The organism is Buchnera aphidicola (Aphis fabae), from assembly GCF_009069125.1.
Lineage (GTDB): Bacteria > Pseudomonadota > Gammaproteobacteria > Enterobacterales > Enterobacteriaceae > Buchnera > Buchnera aphidicola_BB.
Window position 1 is genome coordinate 601,279 of record NZ_CP042427.1, and the last position, 18,211, is coordinate 619,489.

Here is an 18,211-nt window from a genome sequence, read left to right on the forward strand (position 1 = left end):
TTTTTTATTATATAGTTTCTATAATAGGTTCAACAATTCTTTGTAAAGCAACAACTTTTTCATTTTTTGAGGTGCGTATTAAAATTACACCCTGTGTATTTCTTTTTAATATCCCTATTTCTGAGACTCTAATTCTAACTAATGTTCCCGCGTTAGTAATCATCATAATTTGATCTTTTTCTACTACTTGTATAGCTCCAATTATTTTTCCATTTTTCTTGGTTATTTTTATTGAAATTACTCCTTGTGTTGCTCTTGATTTAATTGGAAAATCAGAAATTTTTGTACGTTTTCCGTATCCATTGTTAGTTGCTATTAAAATACTTTCTTTTTTGTGAGGAACAATTAATGAAACAACTTTATCATTTTTTCGTATTTTAATACCCCTTACTCCAGAAGCTGTTCTACCCATAGCTCTAACACTATTTTCTAAAAATTGCACCACTTTTCCATTTTGTGTAAATAGCATAATATTATTATGACCATTGGTTAATGCTACTCCAATTAATTCGTCATTAGTTCTCAGATTAATAGCTATGATTCCAGCGGATCTAGGTTTTTGAAATTTTTTTAAAGAAGTTTTTTTTACTACACCTTGAGCAGTAGCCATAAAAATATTAAGATTATCTTTATATTCGTGGACAGGTAAAATAGCTGTAATTCTTTCTTTGTTGTTTAATGGTAATAAATTTACTATAGGTCTACCTTTTGCATGTCTACTAGATTCTGGTAACTGATATACCTTCATCCAATATAAAATACCTCGACTTGAAAAACATAAGATAGTATCATGTGTGTTTGCAATTACTAAACTTTGTATAAAATCTTCTTCTTTAATTTTCGCGGCTGATTTTCCTTTTCCTCCTCTTTTTTGTGCATTATAATCAGAAATAGGTTGATATTTAACATATCCTGAATGAGATAATGTAACTACTACATCTTCTTGATTAATTAAATCTTCAATATTAATATCAGTATGATGCTCTATTATTTCTGTTTTTCTTTTATCATTGAAATTATCTTGTATTAATAATAATTCTTTTTTGATCACTGAAAGCATACGATTTGGGTTTTTTAATATTTCTTCAAGTTCTGTAATTTTTTTTATTAAATTATCATGTTCTAAAATGATTTTGTTTTGTTCTAAATTAGTTAATCTTTGTAATCTTAAATCTAAAATTGATTGCGCTTGTTTTTCACTAAAGTAATAATAATTGTTTTCTTGATTTGTTTGTTTAATATCTTTAATATTCTTATTATTATTTTTTTTATTTTTATAAATCCATTTTTTTTTTAAAATAAGTTCTTTCGCATCTATTGAATTTTTAGAGTTTTTTATTAAATCAATAATAAGATTAATATTTGTTAAAGCAACACTTAGTCCTTCAAGAATATGAGTACGTTTCAGTGCTTTTTTTAATTCAAAAATACTTCGACGTGTTACTATTTCTTTTCTATGTAATATAAAATATTTGATTATTTCTTTTAAAGATAAAGTTTTTGGTTGTCCTCGACATAATGCAACCATATTTATTCCAAAAGAAACTTGTAATTGAGTAAGAGAATATAATTGATTTAAAATTATTTCTGATAATGCTTCTTTTTTAATTTCAACAACAATTCTCATGCCATCTTTATCGGATTCATCACGTAAAGCTGTTATTCCATCTATTCTTTTATCTTTTACTAATTCTGCGATTTTTTCTATTAAACGTGATTTATTAACTTGATAAGGAATTTCATAAAAAACAATTGTTTCTTTATTATTTTTTTTGTTTTTTTCAATTTTATTACGGGCACGAATATAAATTTTTCCTTTTCCAGTGCGATATGCTTCTACAATCCCCTTTTTACCATTAATAATTCCTGCAGTTGGAAAGTCTGGTCCTGGAATGTATTTTATTAATTCTTCTAAAGTGATATTATTGTTTTCTATATATGCTAAACATCCATTGATTACTTCATATAAATTATGCGGTGGAATATTTGTTGCCATTCCAACAGCTATTCCAGATGATCCATTAATTAAAAGATTTGGTATTTTAGATGGTAATATTTCAGGAATATACTCAGTTCCATCATAATTAGGAATAAATTCAACAGTGTTTTTTTCAAGATCCATTAATAACTCATGGGCAATTTTAGACATACGAATTTCTGTATATCGCATTGCTGCAGCAGCATCTCCATCTACTGATCCGAAATTTCCTTGGCCATCTATTAACATATATCTCAAGGAAAAATCTTGAGCCATACGGACTATTGAATCATATACAGCAGAATCACCATGTGGATGATATTTTCCGATTACATCGCCTACTATTCTAGCAGATTTTTTATATGCTTTATTCCAATCATTATTTAATATATGCATTGCAAAAAGTATTCTTCGATGTACTGGTTTTAAACCATCTCGAACATCAGGTAAAGCTCTTCCGACTATAACAGACATAGCATAGTCTAAATAAGAACTTTTTAATTCTTCTTCGATATTAACTTGTATGATTTCTCGTGCAAGTTCTTTCATAATAACTATTGTCTCTTTTTAAATTAATAAAATTAAATTAAGTCAAAATTATAACATAATTAACACATTAGATGCATTGAAAGAAATAGATTCTGTATTTAAAAATATCTTTACTAATATAATTAATAGTGAAAAATATTTTTTTATATTGTTTATTTGAAATGAAAGTATTAAAATAATAGCTTGTTAAAATTATTTTATTAATATTGGAATAATTTAAAATAATATTTTTTAATTATAATTGAATATGAGATTTTTGTATGAAAGATGCAGAAAAAAAATTAATAGAAAACTTATTTAATCGTTTAAAAAAAACTGAATTAAATTCTTCTGAACGAGATAATGAAGCAAATAGTTTAATCCAAGATCTGGTAAAAAAACAACCATATTCTTCTTATTATATGACGCAAACAATATTAATCCAAGAAACAGCAATAAAAAAATTAAGTTTAAAACTTGAAGAATTAACCAATCAAATATCAAACTTAAGTTTAAATAAAACAACTAAAAAACCAAGTTTTTTATCTAGTTTTTTTAAAAAATCACCAACTTCTTCAGATATGTTTAATAATAATATTTGGAAAAAAGATCAAAATTCTTCAGGAAATTATCATCCTTTATCATCATCTTCTCCAACTATCAGTAGTAATAATGGTAATAGCGGTAATAGTGGGTTTCTTAAAAATGCTTTGCAGACAGCAACTGGTGTAGCAGGAGGAATGATTTTAGGTAATATGTTAATGAATGTTTTTAATCATAGTAAACCTGAAGAAGAGGTGTTCAATACTATTAACGAATCTTCTATATATAATATAGAAAACCACGAATTGAATCCAGATAATGAAAATAATTTAATCGACTATGATAATGAAAATCATTTTTACACTTCTGAAAATACGTCTAATTTTGATGATGATCATATTAATGACATTAATGATGATATGAATAATACAAGTGATATTAATGATATTAATGATGATAATTTTATTTAATTATTTGAAATATTTTATATAAAATTATTTTCAATTCGAAAATTTTAATAAAGCCAGCATATTTTTTGCTGACTTTAAGATAAAAAATAATTCTTAAGAAAAATGTTTATCTAAATATGAAGAAATTCCTTGTAAAGAAGTAGTTATTCCATCTTTTCCTGGTTCCCAATTTGCAGGGCAGACTTCTCCATATTGATTATGAAATTCTATAGCATCTATCATTCGTATTATTTCATTTACATTACGTCCAAACGGAAGATCATTAACAATTTGATGACGTATTATCCAATTTTTATCAATTAAAAATGATGCTCTTAATGCAATATTTAATTCTGGATGTTCAATACCATAAGATTTTTGAATTTCATGCTTGATATCAGATACCATTGGAAATTTAATTTTTCCAATTCCTCCTTTTTTAGGAAGGGTATTTTGCCATGCTTGATGTACAAAAACACTATCAATAGATACACCTACAATTTTTACATTTCTCTTATAAAATTCTTCATAAGATTTATTAAATTCCATAATTTCAGAAGGGCATACAAAAGTAAAATCCATAGGCCAAAAAAACAACATAACTGATTGACCATTAGAATATTTTTTCAAATCAAAAGTATTTGTAATTTCACCATTACTTAAAATTGCTGGAGCTGTAAAATTTGGTGCTTTTTTTGTTACTAAAACCATTTTTATCTCCTTTTATTGTGAAATAAAATTAAAGTCATGATTTTTTAAAATATTTTATTTTTTTAATTTAAAAAAGAGTTTTTTATGAATAGTAGTTTAACTTGGAAAGATCTTTTATCTCAAGAAAAAAAAAAATATTTTTTTGATGCTATTAATTATATTAACAAAGAACGTTTAACGAAAATCATATATCCTTCTTCTAAAGATATATTTAAAGCTTTTTTACTAACTTCTTTTGATGAAATTAAAGTAGTTATTGTTGGACAGGACCCTTATTTTTCAAATAATCAAGCACACGGATTGGCATTTTCAGTTCCTAAAAATAAAAATATACCACCTTCGTTAAGAAATATATATAAAGAATTAAATAGTGATTTTAAGAAAAAATATATATTTAATCATGGTTGTCTTGAAAATTGGGCAAAACAAGGTGTTTTTTTATTAAATTCTATTTTAACTGTTGAGTCAGGAAAACCAAGATCCCATAATAATATAGGATGGGAAATATTTACTAATAAAGTGATTTTTTATATTAGCAAATATAAAAAATCTGTTGTTTTTTTACTTTGGGGAAATAACGCTCAAAAAAAATATAATTTAATTGATACTAATAAACATTATATTTTAAAGTCATCGCATCCATCTCCATTATCAGCACATCGAGGTTTTTTGGGATGCAAACATTTTTCTAAAACTAATAAAATATTAGTTGAATGTAAAAAAAAAGAAATTAATTGGTTTGATATTTAAATTTGTACGTAAAAATAGAAAAAATTTATAAAATTTTTTCTATTTTTATTTATATACTCAGTAGTTTTAATGTGTTTTATAATTAAAAATATAAATTTTTTTAAGTTTTAGAAATTATTACAAATGCTTTACGAAGTATAATATTATTAAAGCTAAAACCTTTTCGTGTTACTGAAATAATGTGATTCGGTTGTATTTCTTTTGAATTTTCGGTTAATATAACATGATGAATTTTTGGATTAAAAATTTCATTTTTTTTACCTTCTATTTTTACTCCAAATTTATACATTATTTTTAATAAAGACTCTAATATTAACTGTATTCCTTGTACTAATGATTCTTTATCTAAATTTGAATTTTTAGAAAAAGATAAAGTATCTTCTAAAATGTCTATAATAGGAATTATTTTTTTAAAAAATTCTTCTTTTTTTATGTTTTTTATATTTTTTATTTCTATTTCAGATTTTTTTTTAATATTTTCTATATATGCTAAATGTCTTAATTGCATATCATGTATTTTTTTTTGATTGTTTGATAGTTTTTCTTTTAATTCGTTTAATTCATTTTTATTTGTCTTTTTAAGTGTAGAAACATTATTTAGTTTTTCTTCGTTTTCTTTTTCTTGATCTTGTTTTGAAATATTTTTATTTATTTCTTGTTTTTCTTCAGTATCCATAATATCACCGTTTTGAATATTACTGTATTAGTTAAATATAGATTTGTTTTATATGTTTTTTAAGTTAATTCATGTATTAATTAAATATATATATATATTCATTAGGGATTTTAATGCAATGAAACAATATTTTAATTGTATCGGTATTGTTGGACGTCCTCGTCATTATAATGCATTAAGAACACATGAGATACTTTATAAATGGTTAATTAAAAGAGGTTATAAAGTTTTTATTGAATATAATGTTTCTAAAAAGTTAAAATTAAAAAATCCAAAAACTGCTACATTAATAGAAATCGGTCAACTTTGTGATTTAGCTATAGTAATTGGTGGAGATGGAAACTTATTATGTACAGCTCGAATTTTATCATATTTTAATATTAAAATCATTGGTATTAATCGAGGAAATTTAGGTTTTTTAACAGATTTAAATCCTGATAATCGATTTAAAAAATTATCTGAAGTTTTATCTGGAAACTATTTTATAGAAAACCGTTTTTTATTAGATGTAAAAATTTATAAGGAAAAAAAACTTTATCAATCTAGTATAGCTGTTAATGAAGTTGTTTTACATCCTAAATATGTAGCTCATATGATAGAATTTGAAGTTTATATTGACGAAAAATTTGCTTTTGCACAACGTTCAGATGGGTTAATTATTTCAACTCCCACTGGTTCAACAGGTTATTCACTTTCTGCAGGAGGACCAATTATAGCAGCTTCTTTGGAAGCTATATTATTGATACCCATGTTTCCTCATACTTTGTCAGCTCGACCATTAGTAATTAGAAGTGATAGTGTAATTTGTTTAAAGTTTTCTAATGTAGAAAAAGATTTAAAAATTAGTTGTGATAGTCAAATAGTATTACCTGTTAAAAAAAAACAACATGTTCTTCTTCAAAGAAGTAATTACTATTTAAATCTCGTGCATCCGAAAAGCTATAACTATTTTGAAACTTTAACTTCAAAATTAAATTGGTCTAAAAAATTTTTTTAAAATTATATAATATTTTTAATATATTACATATATAAATATGATCTAATATTCTCGAATTGTATATTTACAAGAGAATTATTATAAAAATTATTATTAACAATATTTTATAAAGTAGTAGGAAATAATTTATTAATGAATATTCAAATTTTTATAATTAAAATATTATTAATAACTTTTTTATTGACTAGTTGTTCATTTTTAGACAATAAAAATTATAATTATAATAATATAGATAAGTTTTATTTCAGTTTAAATGAGTTTAAAAAAAATTATAAAGGTATGACAAGAGAGCAAATAATTTATATTTTTGGAAATCCTATAATTTCTGATTCTTTTAGTGATACTTATCATTATATTTTTTGTAAACAATCTACAAAAGATACATGTCAAAAAACAACATTAAATATTTTTTTTAAAGAAGATAAAGTTTTTTATTTTAGTATTGAATAATTTGAATAAATTATAATATTTAAAAATTTTGGAGCTGGCGGGATTTGAACCCGCGTCCAAAATTTCTATAAATAAAGATACTACATGCTTAGTTTTTCTTATATGTTAAATTCTTTTCCTAATTTAGAAAAACTTATTTTAGGAGTATAGCTTAAGAAATATTTTTACGTGTTATTATCAAGCTTTTTTCACGTTTTCTCTTTAATGCATGACCTTTAGTAATTTCTCGTTATAAAAGAGTTAATTTTGAGAATAAAGGGCATTATACAGTTTTTTAAGCTGCTAATGCGTAGTTTTGTTTATTATTTGTAGCTATTTTTTTACGGCTTTTTACGAGGCAAACCGTTCCTCGGCATGCACTTTATTTTTTTGATAATCTTGTCGAATCCAAAACAGCCCCATATTTGGAGATTATAAATTAATTAATTTATTAGTATTACAAAAAAAAATAAAGTTGTCTAGAAAATATTTTAAAAGCATTTAAACTGGAAAAATTATTTTTAATGTTTTTTAGATTTATAAATTTTAAAATGGAGTAAATTGTGGATATAATTAAAAAGATAGAAAATCAAATTAAAGATAATGTTATTTTAATTTATATGAAAGGAACGCCAAGCGCTCCTAGTTGTGGTTTTTCTGCTCAAGCTGTACAAGCTTTATCAGCATGTGGAGAAAAATTTGCATATGTAGATGTTTTAGAAAATACAGATATTAGAAGAGAATTACCTAAGTATGCAAATTGGCCTACATTTCCTCAATTATGGATAGATGGTGAGTTAATAGGAGGTTGTAGCATTATAATAGAAATGATGCAAAATGGAGATCTACAGAAGTTAATATCTAAAACAATAAATAAATATAATAAATAAAATTCAATTTATTAAATTACTTTTAAAAAAGATATGACATTTTTAAAAAAATATTATTAATGTCATATCTTTTTATAATTTTTAAAAATTTTATAAAAACTAAAATAGTATTTTAATTTTTAAGAAAAGTATTTGTATTTTTTATATTAACTGGCCATCCACCTAAACATTTCCAACGATTCACTAATTCGCAAAAAAGATTTGCAGTTTGTAAAGTATCATAAAGTGCAGAATGAGCTTGATTATTATCAAATGTTAATCCAACAGCTTTACATGCTTTTGCTAGAACTGTTTCTCCAACAACTAATGCACTTAGTGCGGCTGTATCAAATGTAACAAATGGATGAAATGGATTTTTTTTAATTTGAAGTCTTTGTATTGCTGCCATTAAAAAATTATGATCAAAACTAGCATTATGCGCAACTACAATACCTTTTCTACAACCTTCTATTTTTATTCCTTGTTTTACTGTTTCTAATATTGATTTAATTGCTAATTTTTCGCTAATAGCACCACGTAATGGATTAAATGGATCAATTTTATTAAATGCAATGGCATCAGGATTAATAATGGATCCTTTAAAAGGTTTAATATGAAAGTGGAGTGTGCTTGCTGTATGCAACCACCCTAATTTATCCATTTTTAATGTTATTAAAGCAATTTCTAATAATGCATCGGTTTTTGGATTAAAACCAGCTGTTTCAATATCAATTACGACAGGATAAAAATTTCGAAATCGATTATTTAATAAATTAAATTCTTGCGTTGTAGGCATTTACATCTCATTTAAAAAACTATCGTTTTTATTTAATAAAATTAATTTTTATATTTATTATGATTCTTGTTTATTATGTAATAATTGTACTATAATTTAATATAATATTTAAGATGAAATTTTTAATTTAATTTTTATATATATTTCATATTTTAATAGGAAAAAAAAATGAGTTATTTTTTACCTTCAATACCTTATTCATATAATTCTTTAGAACCTTATTTTGATGAAGAAACAATGAAAATTCACCATACAAAACATCATCAAAATTATATTAATAATACTAATGCCATTTTAAAAGATACAGCTTTTTCTTCTCTTTCAATTGAAGAGCTGATGTCTATATTCAATGAAATAAGTTTAGACAATAAAAATGCACTTCGTAATAATGCAGGTGGACATATAAATCATAGTTTTTTTTGGGAATCTTTAAAAATTAACACTGTATTAAATAGGAATGTCAAATTAGAATTAGAAAAAAGTTTTGGAAGTTTTGAATCTTTTAAAAATAAATTTGAAGAAATTGCTATGAAACATTTTGGTTCAGGATGGGTTTGGTTAGTAAATCAAAATGGAAAACTAGATATAGTATCTACTATAAACCAAGATAATCCATTAATGGGTAAATTAATATCAAATACTTATGGTGAACCTATTTTAGGTTTAGATATTTGGGAACATGCATATTATTTAAAATATCAAAATAGAAAATTAGATTATATTCAAGCATTTTGGAATGTAGTAAATTGGGATAAAGTTGATATTCGCTTGCAAAAATAAAATTTTTTATTAAAAACATATAATATATTTATATTATATGTTTGAACATATAAAATTATAGAAAAATATTAAAGGATTATTTTGAGTATTATTAAGATGATTGTAGGGTTGTCTAATCCTAAAAATAAATATCATAATACACGTCATAACATAGGTTCTTGGTATATTTATTCTTTAGCAAAATATTTTAACACTTTATTAAAAGAAGACAAAAAATTTTTTGGTTTTATTGCTTCTATTAATATACATTCAAATGATATTCGTTTATTTATACCTAATATTTTTATGAATATTAATGGGATTGCAATATATAAAATATCTTCATTTTATAATATTAATTTAAACGAAATATTGGTAGTACATGATGACTTAGATTTAGAAGCTGGTAAATTAAAACTAAAATATAGTTATGGACATGGTGGTCATAATGGTTTAAGAAGTATTGTTAATATTTTTAATAAAAAAATAGATTTTTATAGGTTTAGAATTGGTATTGGTCGACCAAAAAATAAAAAAGAAATATCATCTTTTGTACTTTCAGATCCTACAATAGAAGAAACTAATTTAATTAATATATCTATTCAATATGCTATAAAAGAAACTCTTATATTATTGAGTGATATTTCTTAATTAATTAAGAATTTTTTTATTGTTTTAATCTAAAATAAAGTTATTTATTTTAAGGTATATAAATATGGGTTTTAAATGCGGTATTATAGGTCTTCCTAATGTTGGTAAATCTACTTTATTTAATGCCTTAACTAAAGGAAATTCTGCAATTGCAAATTTTCCATTTTGTACTATTAAACCTAATATTGGAATAGTTTCAGTTCCTGATATTCGTATTGATGAACTTTCTAAAATTGTTTCTCCTAAAAAAATAGTAAATACATGTATAGAATTTGTAGATATTGCTGGTTTAGTTAAAGGTGCGTCTAAAGGCGAGGGTTTGGGAAATCAATTTTTAAGCAATATTAGAGACACTCAAGCTATTGCACATGTTGTACGATGTTTTAAAGACGATAATATTAGTCATATTTATAATGAAATAAAACCTACAAACGATGTAGATATAATTAATTCTGAACTTATATTGTCTGATTTTGATTCTTGTAGAAAGTCTATATTAAAATTAGAAAAGAACTTGAAATATGATATAAAAGAAACAAAAAACAAATTAATTGTTTTAAATAAATGTATGAATCATTTAAAGCATTTTTTAATGCTTAAAACTTTACGATTAAATGAAACAGAAAAAAAAATGATTAGTGATTTTCGATTTTTAACTTTGAAACCAACGATGTATATTGCAAATATTAATGAGAATAAAGAATCTTTAGTTTTTTTAAATGAATTAAATGAAATAGCAAAAAAAGATAATTCTCTAGTTGTTCCAATTTATTCAAATTTAGAATTAGATTTGGTTAACATGAATAAAAAAGAACAAAAATATTTTATGAAAGCTTTTAATATAAGAAATTTAGGATTAAATAAAATTATTAAATACGGTTATAAAATTCTTGATTTAATAACATTTTTTACAGTTGGGATCAAAGAAATTCATGCTTGGTCTATACCTAATGGTAGTACGAGTGTTCAAGCAGCTCATAAAATTCATAGTGATTTTAGTAAAGGTTTTATTCGAGCTCAAATTATTAAGTATATAGATTTTATTCAATATAAAAGTGAAATTAAAGTTAAAGAAATGGGTAAATGTAAACTTGAAGGAAAAGATTATAAAATCGAAGATGGTGACATTGTTAACTTTTTGTTTAATATTTAAAAATAATTTAATTATTTAAAAACTATATGATATTTGTTAATTTATTTTTTTATTAGAGAGGGAAAATTATCCTCTCTAATTTTTTGGTTTTTATTTATTTAATAAGAATTCTTTAAGTTGATTAAAATCTGGGTTTATATTATGAGATAATAGCGGTAAATCAATTCTACATTTAATTTCATTTGGTAAAGTAATACTGTTTTTTAAAATATTTTCGACAGTATCTTTGAATTTAGATGGATGCGCTGTTCCTAAAAATAAACCATATTCATCTTCTTTTAATTGATCATTTAATAATCGATATGCAATTGCAGCATGTGGCTCAGAAGTATATCCTAATTTAAAAAGTTCTTTGATTGTTTCCTTAGTTATCTTATCTGATACACTTCCAAATCTTAAATCATTTAAATTCCAATTATTTCTACGAAATAATTCCTCGATTCTAGGCCAATTATTTGGTTGACTTATATCCATAGCATTAGAAAGCGTAGATATAGTTTTTTTTGGTTTCCATTGTCTATTTTTTAAAAATCTTGGAACAGTATCATTTGCATTTGTACAAGCTATAAAAGATTTAATTGGTAAACCAATAGATTTCGCTAGTAATCCAGCTGTTAAATTTCCAAAATTTCCACATGGAACAGCTATAACTAAATTTTTTTGTTGTTCTTCTGAAATTAATGAAAAAGCTTCAAAATAATAACATATTTGTGCTAATAAACGACTTATATTAATAGAGTTAGCAGAATTTAAACCTATTAATTTTTTTAATTTTTTATCATCAAAAGCTTTTTTAACTAAATTTTGACAATCATCAAAACTACCATTAATTGATATAGTTGTTATATTCTGCCCTAAAGTACAAAATAATTGTTCTTGTAAGAAACTAATTTTTCCTTTCGGATATAAAATAACTACTCGAATATTTTTCATTTTATAAAATGCATGTGCAACTGCAGCTCCAGTATCTCCTGATGTTGCAGTTAAAATAGTAAAATTTTCATTTTCTTTCTTCAAAGAAAAAATCATTTGAGCCATAAAACGGGCTCCAAAATCTTTAAATGCTAGTGTTGGACCATGAAATAATTCAAAACAACTTATATTTTTATTAATTGAAACTTTTAATGGTTTTTGAAATGAAAAGGCTTTTTTTACATATTCATATATTTTTTTTTTAGATATTTCATTATCAATAAATTTAGAAAGTATTTCAGTACTTCTTGTAATAAAATCCATTTTTAATATGTCTGATAATTCAAAAGGTGTAATGATTGGTATTTTTACTGGAAAAAATAATCCTTGTTGTTGTCCTAATCCAAGTTTGATAGCAGTTTCAAAATTAACTTGTTCGCTATGATTTTTTAAATTATAAAGTTTCATTTTTTATCCTATTTTTCGAACACCTTTTGTATCTATATAACAAATATGAACAAATCCTGTTTTATTTTTCAAATAGTTGTTTTTCAGCCATAAAGATATTTTTTTAGCAATTTTAATGTTTTCTGAAACAGCAAAAATAGTTGGTCCTGAACCAGATATACCACAACTTATAGCACCTAATTTTTTAATTTCTTCTTTGTTTTTAAAAAAATTAGGAAGTAATTTACTACGATATGGTTCTGCGATCAATTCTTTCATACATCTTGCTGCTAAATTAGATTGTTGAGTATATGATGCATGAATAAAACTAGCTAAATAACGGCTATTTTTAACACAAATATCTTTTGTATATTTTTTAGGTAAAATTTTTCTTGCTGATGCAGTAGATAATTTTACTCCTGGCCAAGCAACTATCCAAAACCAAGTTGTAAAATTAGGTATATTTTGACTAATTATATGAGAGTCTTCTAAGATTAATTGAAGCCCTCCAAGATAAGATGGAGCAACATTATCGTAATGAATACTTCCGGAGATTTCTCCCTCTACTTCTCCCATAAGTAATAGCAATTCTTTTGAATTTAATGGATTATTAAAAATTTCATTAATTGCAACTAAAGTGGCAACTATAGAACAAGCACTAGAACCTAGTCCTGATCCACTAGGTAAATTTTTTTCTAGAATTATAGAAACTGGGATATTTTTTTGTATTATTTTGCAAAATTTAGACCAACATTTCCAGACAATATTTTGTTCTGTATTTGTAGGCAACTGATTAGAAAATATTCCTTTATTAATCAATTGAAAATTTTTTGATAATTTTATTGTTATACAATCACCTAATAATTCACCATTTATGGGTTTAATGGCTGCACCTAAAATATCAAATCCAACTCCAACGTTACCAATAGAAGCTGGTGCATAAATTTTAATCATTACTGTACTCCACACTGACGTTTATAATATTGTACGTAGTAGGTCGGCAAATACTCCAGAGGCAGTAACATTGTTACCAGCACCATATCCTCTTAATACAAGAGGAATCGGTTGATAATAATTTGTATAAAATGTCAGTGCATTTTCACCATTTTTAACTTTGTATAATGGATTATTACTATTTATTTCTTCAATCTTTACTGAACATTTTCCTCCTTTTTCTATTGTTCCAACAAAACGTAATACTTTTCCTAAATTTCGTGCTTTTTTAACTCTTTCTATAAAAGGAACATCCATCTCTTTTAATTTATATAAGAATTCCTTAATACTTTTACATTTTTTAAAATACTCGGGTAATATTGGTTCAATGTTAATATCTTCTAATTCTATTTTATATCCTACTTCACGTGCTAAAATCAATAATTTTCTAGCTACATCTATTCCTGATAAATCGTCACATGGATTTGGTTCTGTAAAACCTAAATCTTTAGCTTGTTTAGTGGCATCTGACAATAAAATATTTTCTTCTAATTTGCCAAATATAAAAGATAGCGAACCAGATAATATTCCTTTGAAACAAATTAAATTATCACCTGTATTAAATAGATTTTGTAATGTTTGTATAACAGGTAATCCTGCGCCAACATTAGTCTCATATAAAAATTTTTTATTTTCTTTTAATGCAGTAGTTCTTATTTCATTATAATATTTTAATGGACTAGTATTAGCTTTTTTATTTGATGTAATGACATGGAATCCTTTTAAAAAATAGTTCACATATTGTTTAGATAAAATTTCATCAGAAGTACAATCAATTAGAACTGAATTTAAAAAAGAATTATCTTTTAATAATTTATTTAGTATTTCAAGATTAAATCTTTCTTTTGACTCTTGGAAAGCTTTTTCCCAATTTTTTAAATCAATTAAATCATTTAAAAATAATATTTTTTTAGAATTTGCGATAATACGAATTTTTATTTCTATATTTTTGCTCGCTAAAAAATTTTTTTGTTGTAATATTTGTTTGATTAATGATTTTCCTACTCCACCTATTCCAATTAAAAAAACATTTATAATTTTTTTATTATAAAATAATGCATTATGAATAATTTGCATGCTTTGTAAAATATTCTCTTTTTTAATTACTAACGATATAGAATATTTTGAAGATCCTTGTGAAATTGCAAGAATATTAATTTTAGATTTTCCTAAAGAAGAAAAAATTTTTGAAGCAATATCGTATTTTTGAGAAATATTAAAACCAATTACAGATAATATGGATAAATTTTTAATTATATTAATATTGTTTAAAATTTTTTCTTGTAATTCTAATGGAAATAATTGATTTAATAAAATGAGTATTTTTTGTGTTTCTTTTTCTAAAACACAAAAACTAAAATTATTTTTTGATGATGATTTAGTAATTAATATAATGTTAATATTTTCTTGTTCAAGTAGATTGAATATCTGTGTAATTGTATTATTTTTTTGTTTTATTAAATCACCAGATATTGTAAACATTGCGATATCATCTATATTAGTTACACCTTTTAGAATATCTTTACTATGATTGCTTTTTTTACAAATTAATGTACCTTTAGATTCAATGTTAGAAGTATTTTTAATAATACATGGTATATTAAATTTTTTAAGTGGCTCGATAGTTCGTGGATGTATTACTTTAGCTCCAAAATAAGATAATTCCATTGCTTCTTCATATGATATTGAATTTAATAAAAAAGTATTAGATATTTTTTTTGGATCCGAAGTAAAAACACCATCAACATCTGTCCAAATTTCACATAATTGTGCATTTAAACAGCAAGCTAATATTGCCGCAGAATAGTCTGATCCATTACGCCCTAATAATGCTAGTTCGCCTTTTTTATTTCCTGAAATAAAACCTGGCATTAAAATAATATTATTTTCATTTATATTAATTTTACTAATACGTTTTTTAGATTCATTAATATCAACTGAAGAATTTAAAAAACTTCCTGTAGATATAATATTTTCAATAGGATTTATGATAGTAACTTGATGGTATCTAGATTTTAATATATTTTTCATAATCCAAATTGAAAGTATTTCTCCACGAGACATTATAATGGCTTGTATATTGTCAGGGTATTTTTTAAATGATGTAAAATTATTTATTATTTTTTTTAATTCATTAAATTCAATTTCAATTATTTTTTTTGTTTCTTCATATAAAAAGTAAGATTTTATTTGTTTGATATTTTGTATTATTTCAATAAATATTTTTTCTGCAAGTTCAATTTGTTCTAACATTTCATTAATATTAATGTTTTTTTCAACAATATTAACTAGATAGTTAGTTATTTTAGCTGGCGCAGAAAGAACTATTGCAACTTGTTCATAATTTTTATTTTTTTCTATGATATCAGCCGCACATAAAAATTTTTCTGCATTGGCTAATGAAGTTCCACCAAATTTTAATAGTTTCATATTTCATGAATCCTTAAATTTATTTCATAAAAAACTTGTATTGTTTATAATTTATTTTTATTAGAAATATATTTCTCCTGCATTATATGTAAGTTTATTTATAGTAAACTAGAATAGTATAGTAAACTAGAATAGTAATTCTATTATGATAAGATTATAAATAGATATTAATATTTGATGTAACATCTTGAGAGTTAAAATTAATAAGTATTTAAAGTAATTTAATTATTTTATTAGGTAGTTTTTTAATAAGAGTCAGATTTTTAATTGAAAATATATTTAAATTTATTGTTATTAGTATAACTTATATGCTATTAATTTTATCATAAATTTAGTTTGTTTTTTTTAAATAATATTAAAAAAATAATTTATTAATAACATTTTATATTTATAAAATAATTTTAAATAATAAGATTATTTATGCAGGTATTTGTGTAAATATATTAAAAAATATATATATTTAAGATATAGCATAAATAAAAATAATAGAATAATTACATAAAGTATTTAATTAATATTTGTAAATATAATAATTTTTATAACATAATGATTATTATTATTGCAATAGTTTAAAAAATAAATATTTCAATTTTTAATTGAGTATTGAAATTTTATCTATTATTAATGTTTTTTATTTTTAATCAATATCAATTAGATTGTTTTTAGTATAATAAAATTATAATTTAAATTAAAAAATCAATTAATATTATGAAACATATTATTAAAGTTATTTTTTCTGAAAAAGAATTAGGTATTCGTGTTGGTGAATTAGGGCGAGAAATTACTAAAAAATATAGAAATAGCAAAAATAAAATGATATTAATTGCTCTATTACGTGGTTCATTTGTATTTATAGCAGATTTATGTCGTAGTATTACAATTGAACATGAAGTGGATTTTATGACTACTTCTAGTTATGGTCGTGGAATTATATCTAGTGGAGATGTAAAAATTATAAAAGATTTAGATGAAGATATCTATAATAAAAATGTTTTAATTGTTGAAGATATTATTGATTCTGGAAAAACTTTAAGCAAAGTATTAGGTATTTTAAAGCTTAGAAATCCAAAATCTTTATCAATTTGCACACTTTTAGATAAACCTGAATGTCGTGAAGTTAATATTAATATTGATTTTGTAGGTTTTTCTATACCTGATGAATTTATAGTGGGTTATGGAATAGATTATGCTCAATGTTATCGTTATTTACCTTACATAGGAAAAGTAGTTTTTAAAAAATAAAAATATTTATTTTTAATTTGGTAATTTAAATTTTTTATTATCAATTAAACGAGTAGTTCCTAACCAAACAGATGCAAGAATAATGTTTTGTTTGTTTGTTTTAGAAAAAACATCTAGTGTTTTAGAATTATATACATTAAATATATCAACTAGAAATCCTTTTTTTATTAGAGATATTTTTGCAAGATTTATAGTTTCATATAATTTTCTCCCATTATTTTTTAAAATAATATTTATTGTCGATCTTATAATTTTATATAAAAATGGAGCTTTTTTTAATTCTAACGCATTTAAATATCTATTTCTTGAACTAAAAGCTAATCCATTTTTTAGTCGAATTATAGGTAAACTAATAATTTTTATTGGATAGTTTAATTCTTTAACAAAAGTTTTTACTACTAATAATTGTTGATAATCTTTTTCTCCAAAAAATGAAAAATTAGGTTGTATTAGATTAAATAATTTTCCAATTATTGTTGTTACTCCTATGAAATGTCCAGGTCGTGATTTTCCTTCAATGATTTTAGATAATTTAGGTACTTGGATATAGGTATGCATTTTTATACCATTAGGATAAATTTCAGATATTTTAGGGGCAAATAAAATATCTATTTTTTCATTTTTTAAAATTAAGCAATCTTCTAAAAAAGTTTGAGGATATTTTTTTAAATCTAATGTATTATCAAATTGCATAGGATTAATAAAAATACTTACAATAACAATATCTGCATATTTTTTGGCTAGTAAAATTAATTTTATATGACCTTCATGTAAATTACCCATAGTAGGAACTAGTGCTAATGTTTTTTGTTGTTTTTTAAAAAATTGAATTTTTTTATATAAAGTATCTATTTTTTTTATTATGTACATAATGGTTTTATTTTATAGGATATTTGAA

General features: G+C 23.3%; 17 protein-coding genes and 1 other RNA gene. 9 read left to right on the plus strand and 9 right to left on the minus strand.

What is annotated here, in order from left to right; genetic code table 11:
- Positions 1-7: 7 nt before the first annotated feature.
- Positions 8-2,527: a DNA topoisomerase (ATP-hydrolyzing) subunit A gene (gene gyrA / locus FQV33_RS02960; protein WP_158348461.1), complete on the minus strand. Its 2,520-nt coding sequence runs from the start codon at positions 2,525-2,527 to the stop codon at positions 8-10.
- Positions 2,528-2,787: 260 nt separating this feature from the next.
- Between gyrA and FQV33_RS02965 the strand changes: the two genes are divergently transcribed.
- Positions 2,788-3,519 carry a DUF2076 domain-containing protein gene (locus FQV33_RS02965; RefSeq protein WP_158348462.1) on the plus strand — a complete coding sequence of 244 codons (732 nt, stop codon included), beginning with the start codon at positions 2,788-2,790 and terminating at the stop codon, positions 3,517-3,519.
- A 93-nt stretch (positions 3,520-3,612) separates the two neighbouring features.
- Here FQV33_RS02965 and FQV33_RS02970 read toward each other — a convergent pair whose 3' ends face one another.
- Complete coding sequence (locus FQV33_RS02970; protein ID WP_158348464.1) at positions 3,613-4,209, minus strand: peroxiredoxin; 597 nt, start codon at positions 4,207-4,209, stop codon at positions 3,613-3,615.
- An 84-nt stretch (positions 4,210-4,293) separates the two neighbouring features.
- Between FQV33_RS02970 and ung the strand changes: the two genes are divergently transcribed.
- Positions 4,294-4,959, plus strand: coding sequence for a uracil-DNA glycosylase (ung, locus tag FQV33_RS02975; protein ID WP_158348466.1), 666 nt, complete (start codon positions 4,294-4,296; stop codon positions 4,957-4,959).
- Positions 4,960-5,059: 100 nt separating this feature from the next.
- On the opposite strand, the gene FQV33_RS02980 is transcribed toward ung, so the two are convergent.
- The gene (locus tag FQV33_RS02980; RefSeq protein WP_158348468.1) at positions 5,060-5,635 is read right to left on the minus strand and encodes a nucleotide exchange factor GrpE; all 576 of its coding nucleotides are present in this window, start codon (positions 5,633-5,635) and stop codon (positions 5,060-5,062) included.
- 118 nt (positions 5,636-5,753) lie between these two features.
- On the opposite strand from FQV33_RS02980, the gene nadK reads away from it, so the two are divergent.
- On the plus strand, positions 5,754-6,632 hold the full coding sequence (gene nadK / locus FQV33_RS02985; protein ID WP_158348470.1) for an NAD(+) kinase: 879 nt from the start codon (positions 5,754-5,756) through the stop codon (positions 6,630-6,632).
- A gap of 132 nt (positions 6,633-6,764) precedes the next feature.
- Complete coding sequence (locus tag FQV33_RS02990) at positions 6,765-7,082, plus strand: outer membrane protein assembly factor BamE (RefSeq protein WP_158348472.1); 318 nt, start codon at positions 6,765-6,767, stop codon at positions 7,080-7,082.
- 28 nt (positions 7,083-7,110) lie between these two features.
- Here FQV33_RS02990 and ssrA read toward each other — a convergent pair.
- Positions 7,111-7,482, minus strand: a transfer-messenger RNA (tmRNA) gene (ssrA, locus tag FQV33_RS02995).
- Positions 7,483-7,624: 142 nt separating this feature from the next.
- Here ssrA and grxD point away from each other — a divergent pair.
- Positions 7,625-7,951 (plus strand): Grx4 family monothiol glutaredoxin, encoded by a 327-nt coding sequence (gene grxD, locus FQV33_RS03000; RefSeq protein ID WP_158348474.1) that lies wholly within the window; start codon positions 7,625-7,627, stop codon positions 7,949-7,951.
- Between the two features lie 112 nt (positions 7,952-8,063).
- Here the strand turns inward: grxD and rnt are convergent, their stop codons facing one another.
- Positions 8,064-8,726 (minus strand): ribonuclease T, encoded by a 663-nt coding sequence (rnt, locus tag FQV33_RS03005; protein ID WP_158348476.1) that lies wholly within the window; start codon positions 8,724-8,726, stop codon positions 8,064-8,066.
- A 168-nt stretch (positions 8,727-8,894) separates the two neighbouring features.
- On the opposite strand from rnt, the gene FQV33_RS03010 reads away from it, so the two are divergent.
- From FQV33_RS03010 to ychF, 3 genes are all read left to right on the plus strand, one after another.
- Positions 8,895-9,506, plus strand: coding sequence for a Fe-Mn family superoxide dismutase (locus FQV33_RS03010; protein ID WP_158348478.1), 612 nt, complete (start codon positions 8,895-8,897; stop codon positions 9,504-9,506).
- Positions 9,507-9,602: 96 nt separating this feature from the next.
- Complete coding sequence (gene pth / locus FQV33_RS03015; RefSeq protein WP_193201193.1) at positions 9,603-10,136, plus strand: aminoacyl-tRNA hydrolase; 534 nt, start codon at positions 9,603-9,605, stop codon at positions 10,134-10,136.
- Positions 10,137-10,200: 64 nt separating this feature from the next.
- Positions 10,201-11,289, plus strand: coding sequence for a redox-regulated ATPase YchF (ychF, locus tag FQV33_RS03020; protein ID WP_158348482.1), 1,089 nt, complete (start codon positions 10,201-10,203; stop codon positions 11,287-11,289).
- 90 nt (positions 11,290-11,379) lie between these two features.
- Here ychF and thrC read toward each other — a convergent pair whose 3' ends face one another.
- Genes thrC through thrA form a run of 3 tightly spaced genes read right to left on the minus strand, consistent with a single transcriptional unit; the run spans position 11,380 to position 16,071 of the window.
- A complete protein-coding gene (gene thrC / locus FQV33_RS03025; RefSeq protein ID WP_158348484.1) occupies positions 11,380-12,669 on the minus strand; it encodes a threonine synthase in 1,290 nt (429 codons plus the stop codon).
- 3 nt (positions 12,670-12,672) lie between these two features.
- Positions 12,673-13,602, minus strand: a complete 930-nt coding sequence (gene thrB / locus FQV33_RS03030; RefSeq protein WP_158348486.1) for a homoserine kinase — start codon at positions 13,600-13,602, stop codon at positions 12,673-12,675.
- Between the two features lie 21 nt (positions 13,603-13,623).
- Positions 13,624-16,071, minus strand: a complete 2,448-nt coding sequence (thrA, locus tag FQV33_RS03035) for a bifunctional aspartate kinase/homoserine dehydrogenase I (RefSeq protein WP_158348488.1) — start codon at positions 16,069-16,071, stop codon at positions 13,624-13,626.
- Between the two features lie 708 nt (positions 16,072-16,779).
- Here thrA and hpt point away from each other — a divergent pair.
- A complete protein-coding gene (gene hpt, locus FQV33_RS03040) occupies positions 16,780-17,313 on the plus strand; it encodes a hypoxanthine phosphoribosyltransferase (RefSeq protein WP_158348489.1) in 534 nt (177 codons plus the stop codon).
- Positions 17,314-17,325: 12 nt separating this feature from the next.
- Here hpt and panC read toward each other — a convergent pair whose 3' ends face one another.
- The gene (gene panC, locus FQV33_RS03045; protein WP_158348491.1) at positions 17,326-18,183 is read right to left on the minus strand and encodes a pantoate--beta-alanine ligase; all 858 of its coding nucleotides are present in this window, start codon (positions 18,181-18,183) and stop codon (positions 17,326-17,328) included.
- Between the last annotated feature and the right edge of the window lie 28 nt (positions 18,184-18,211).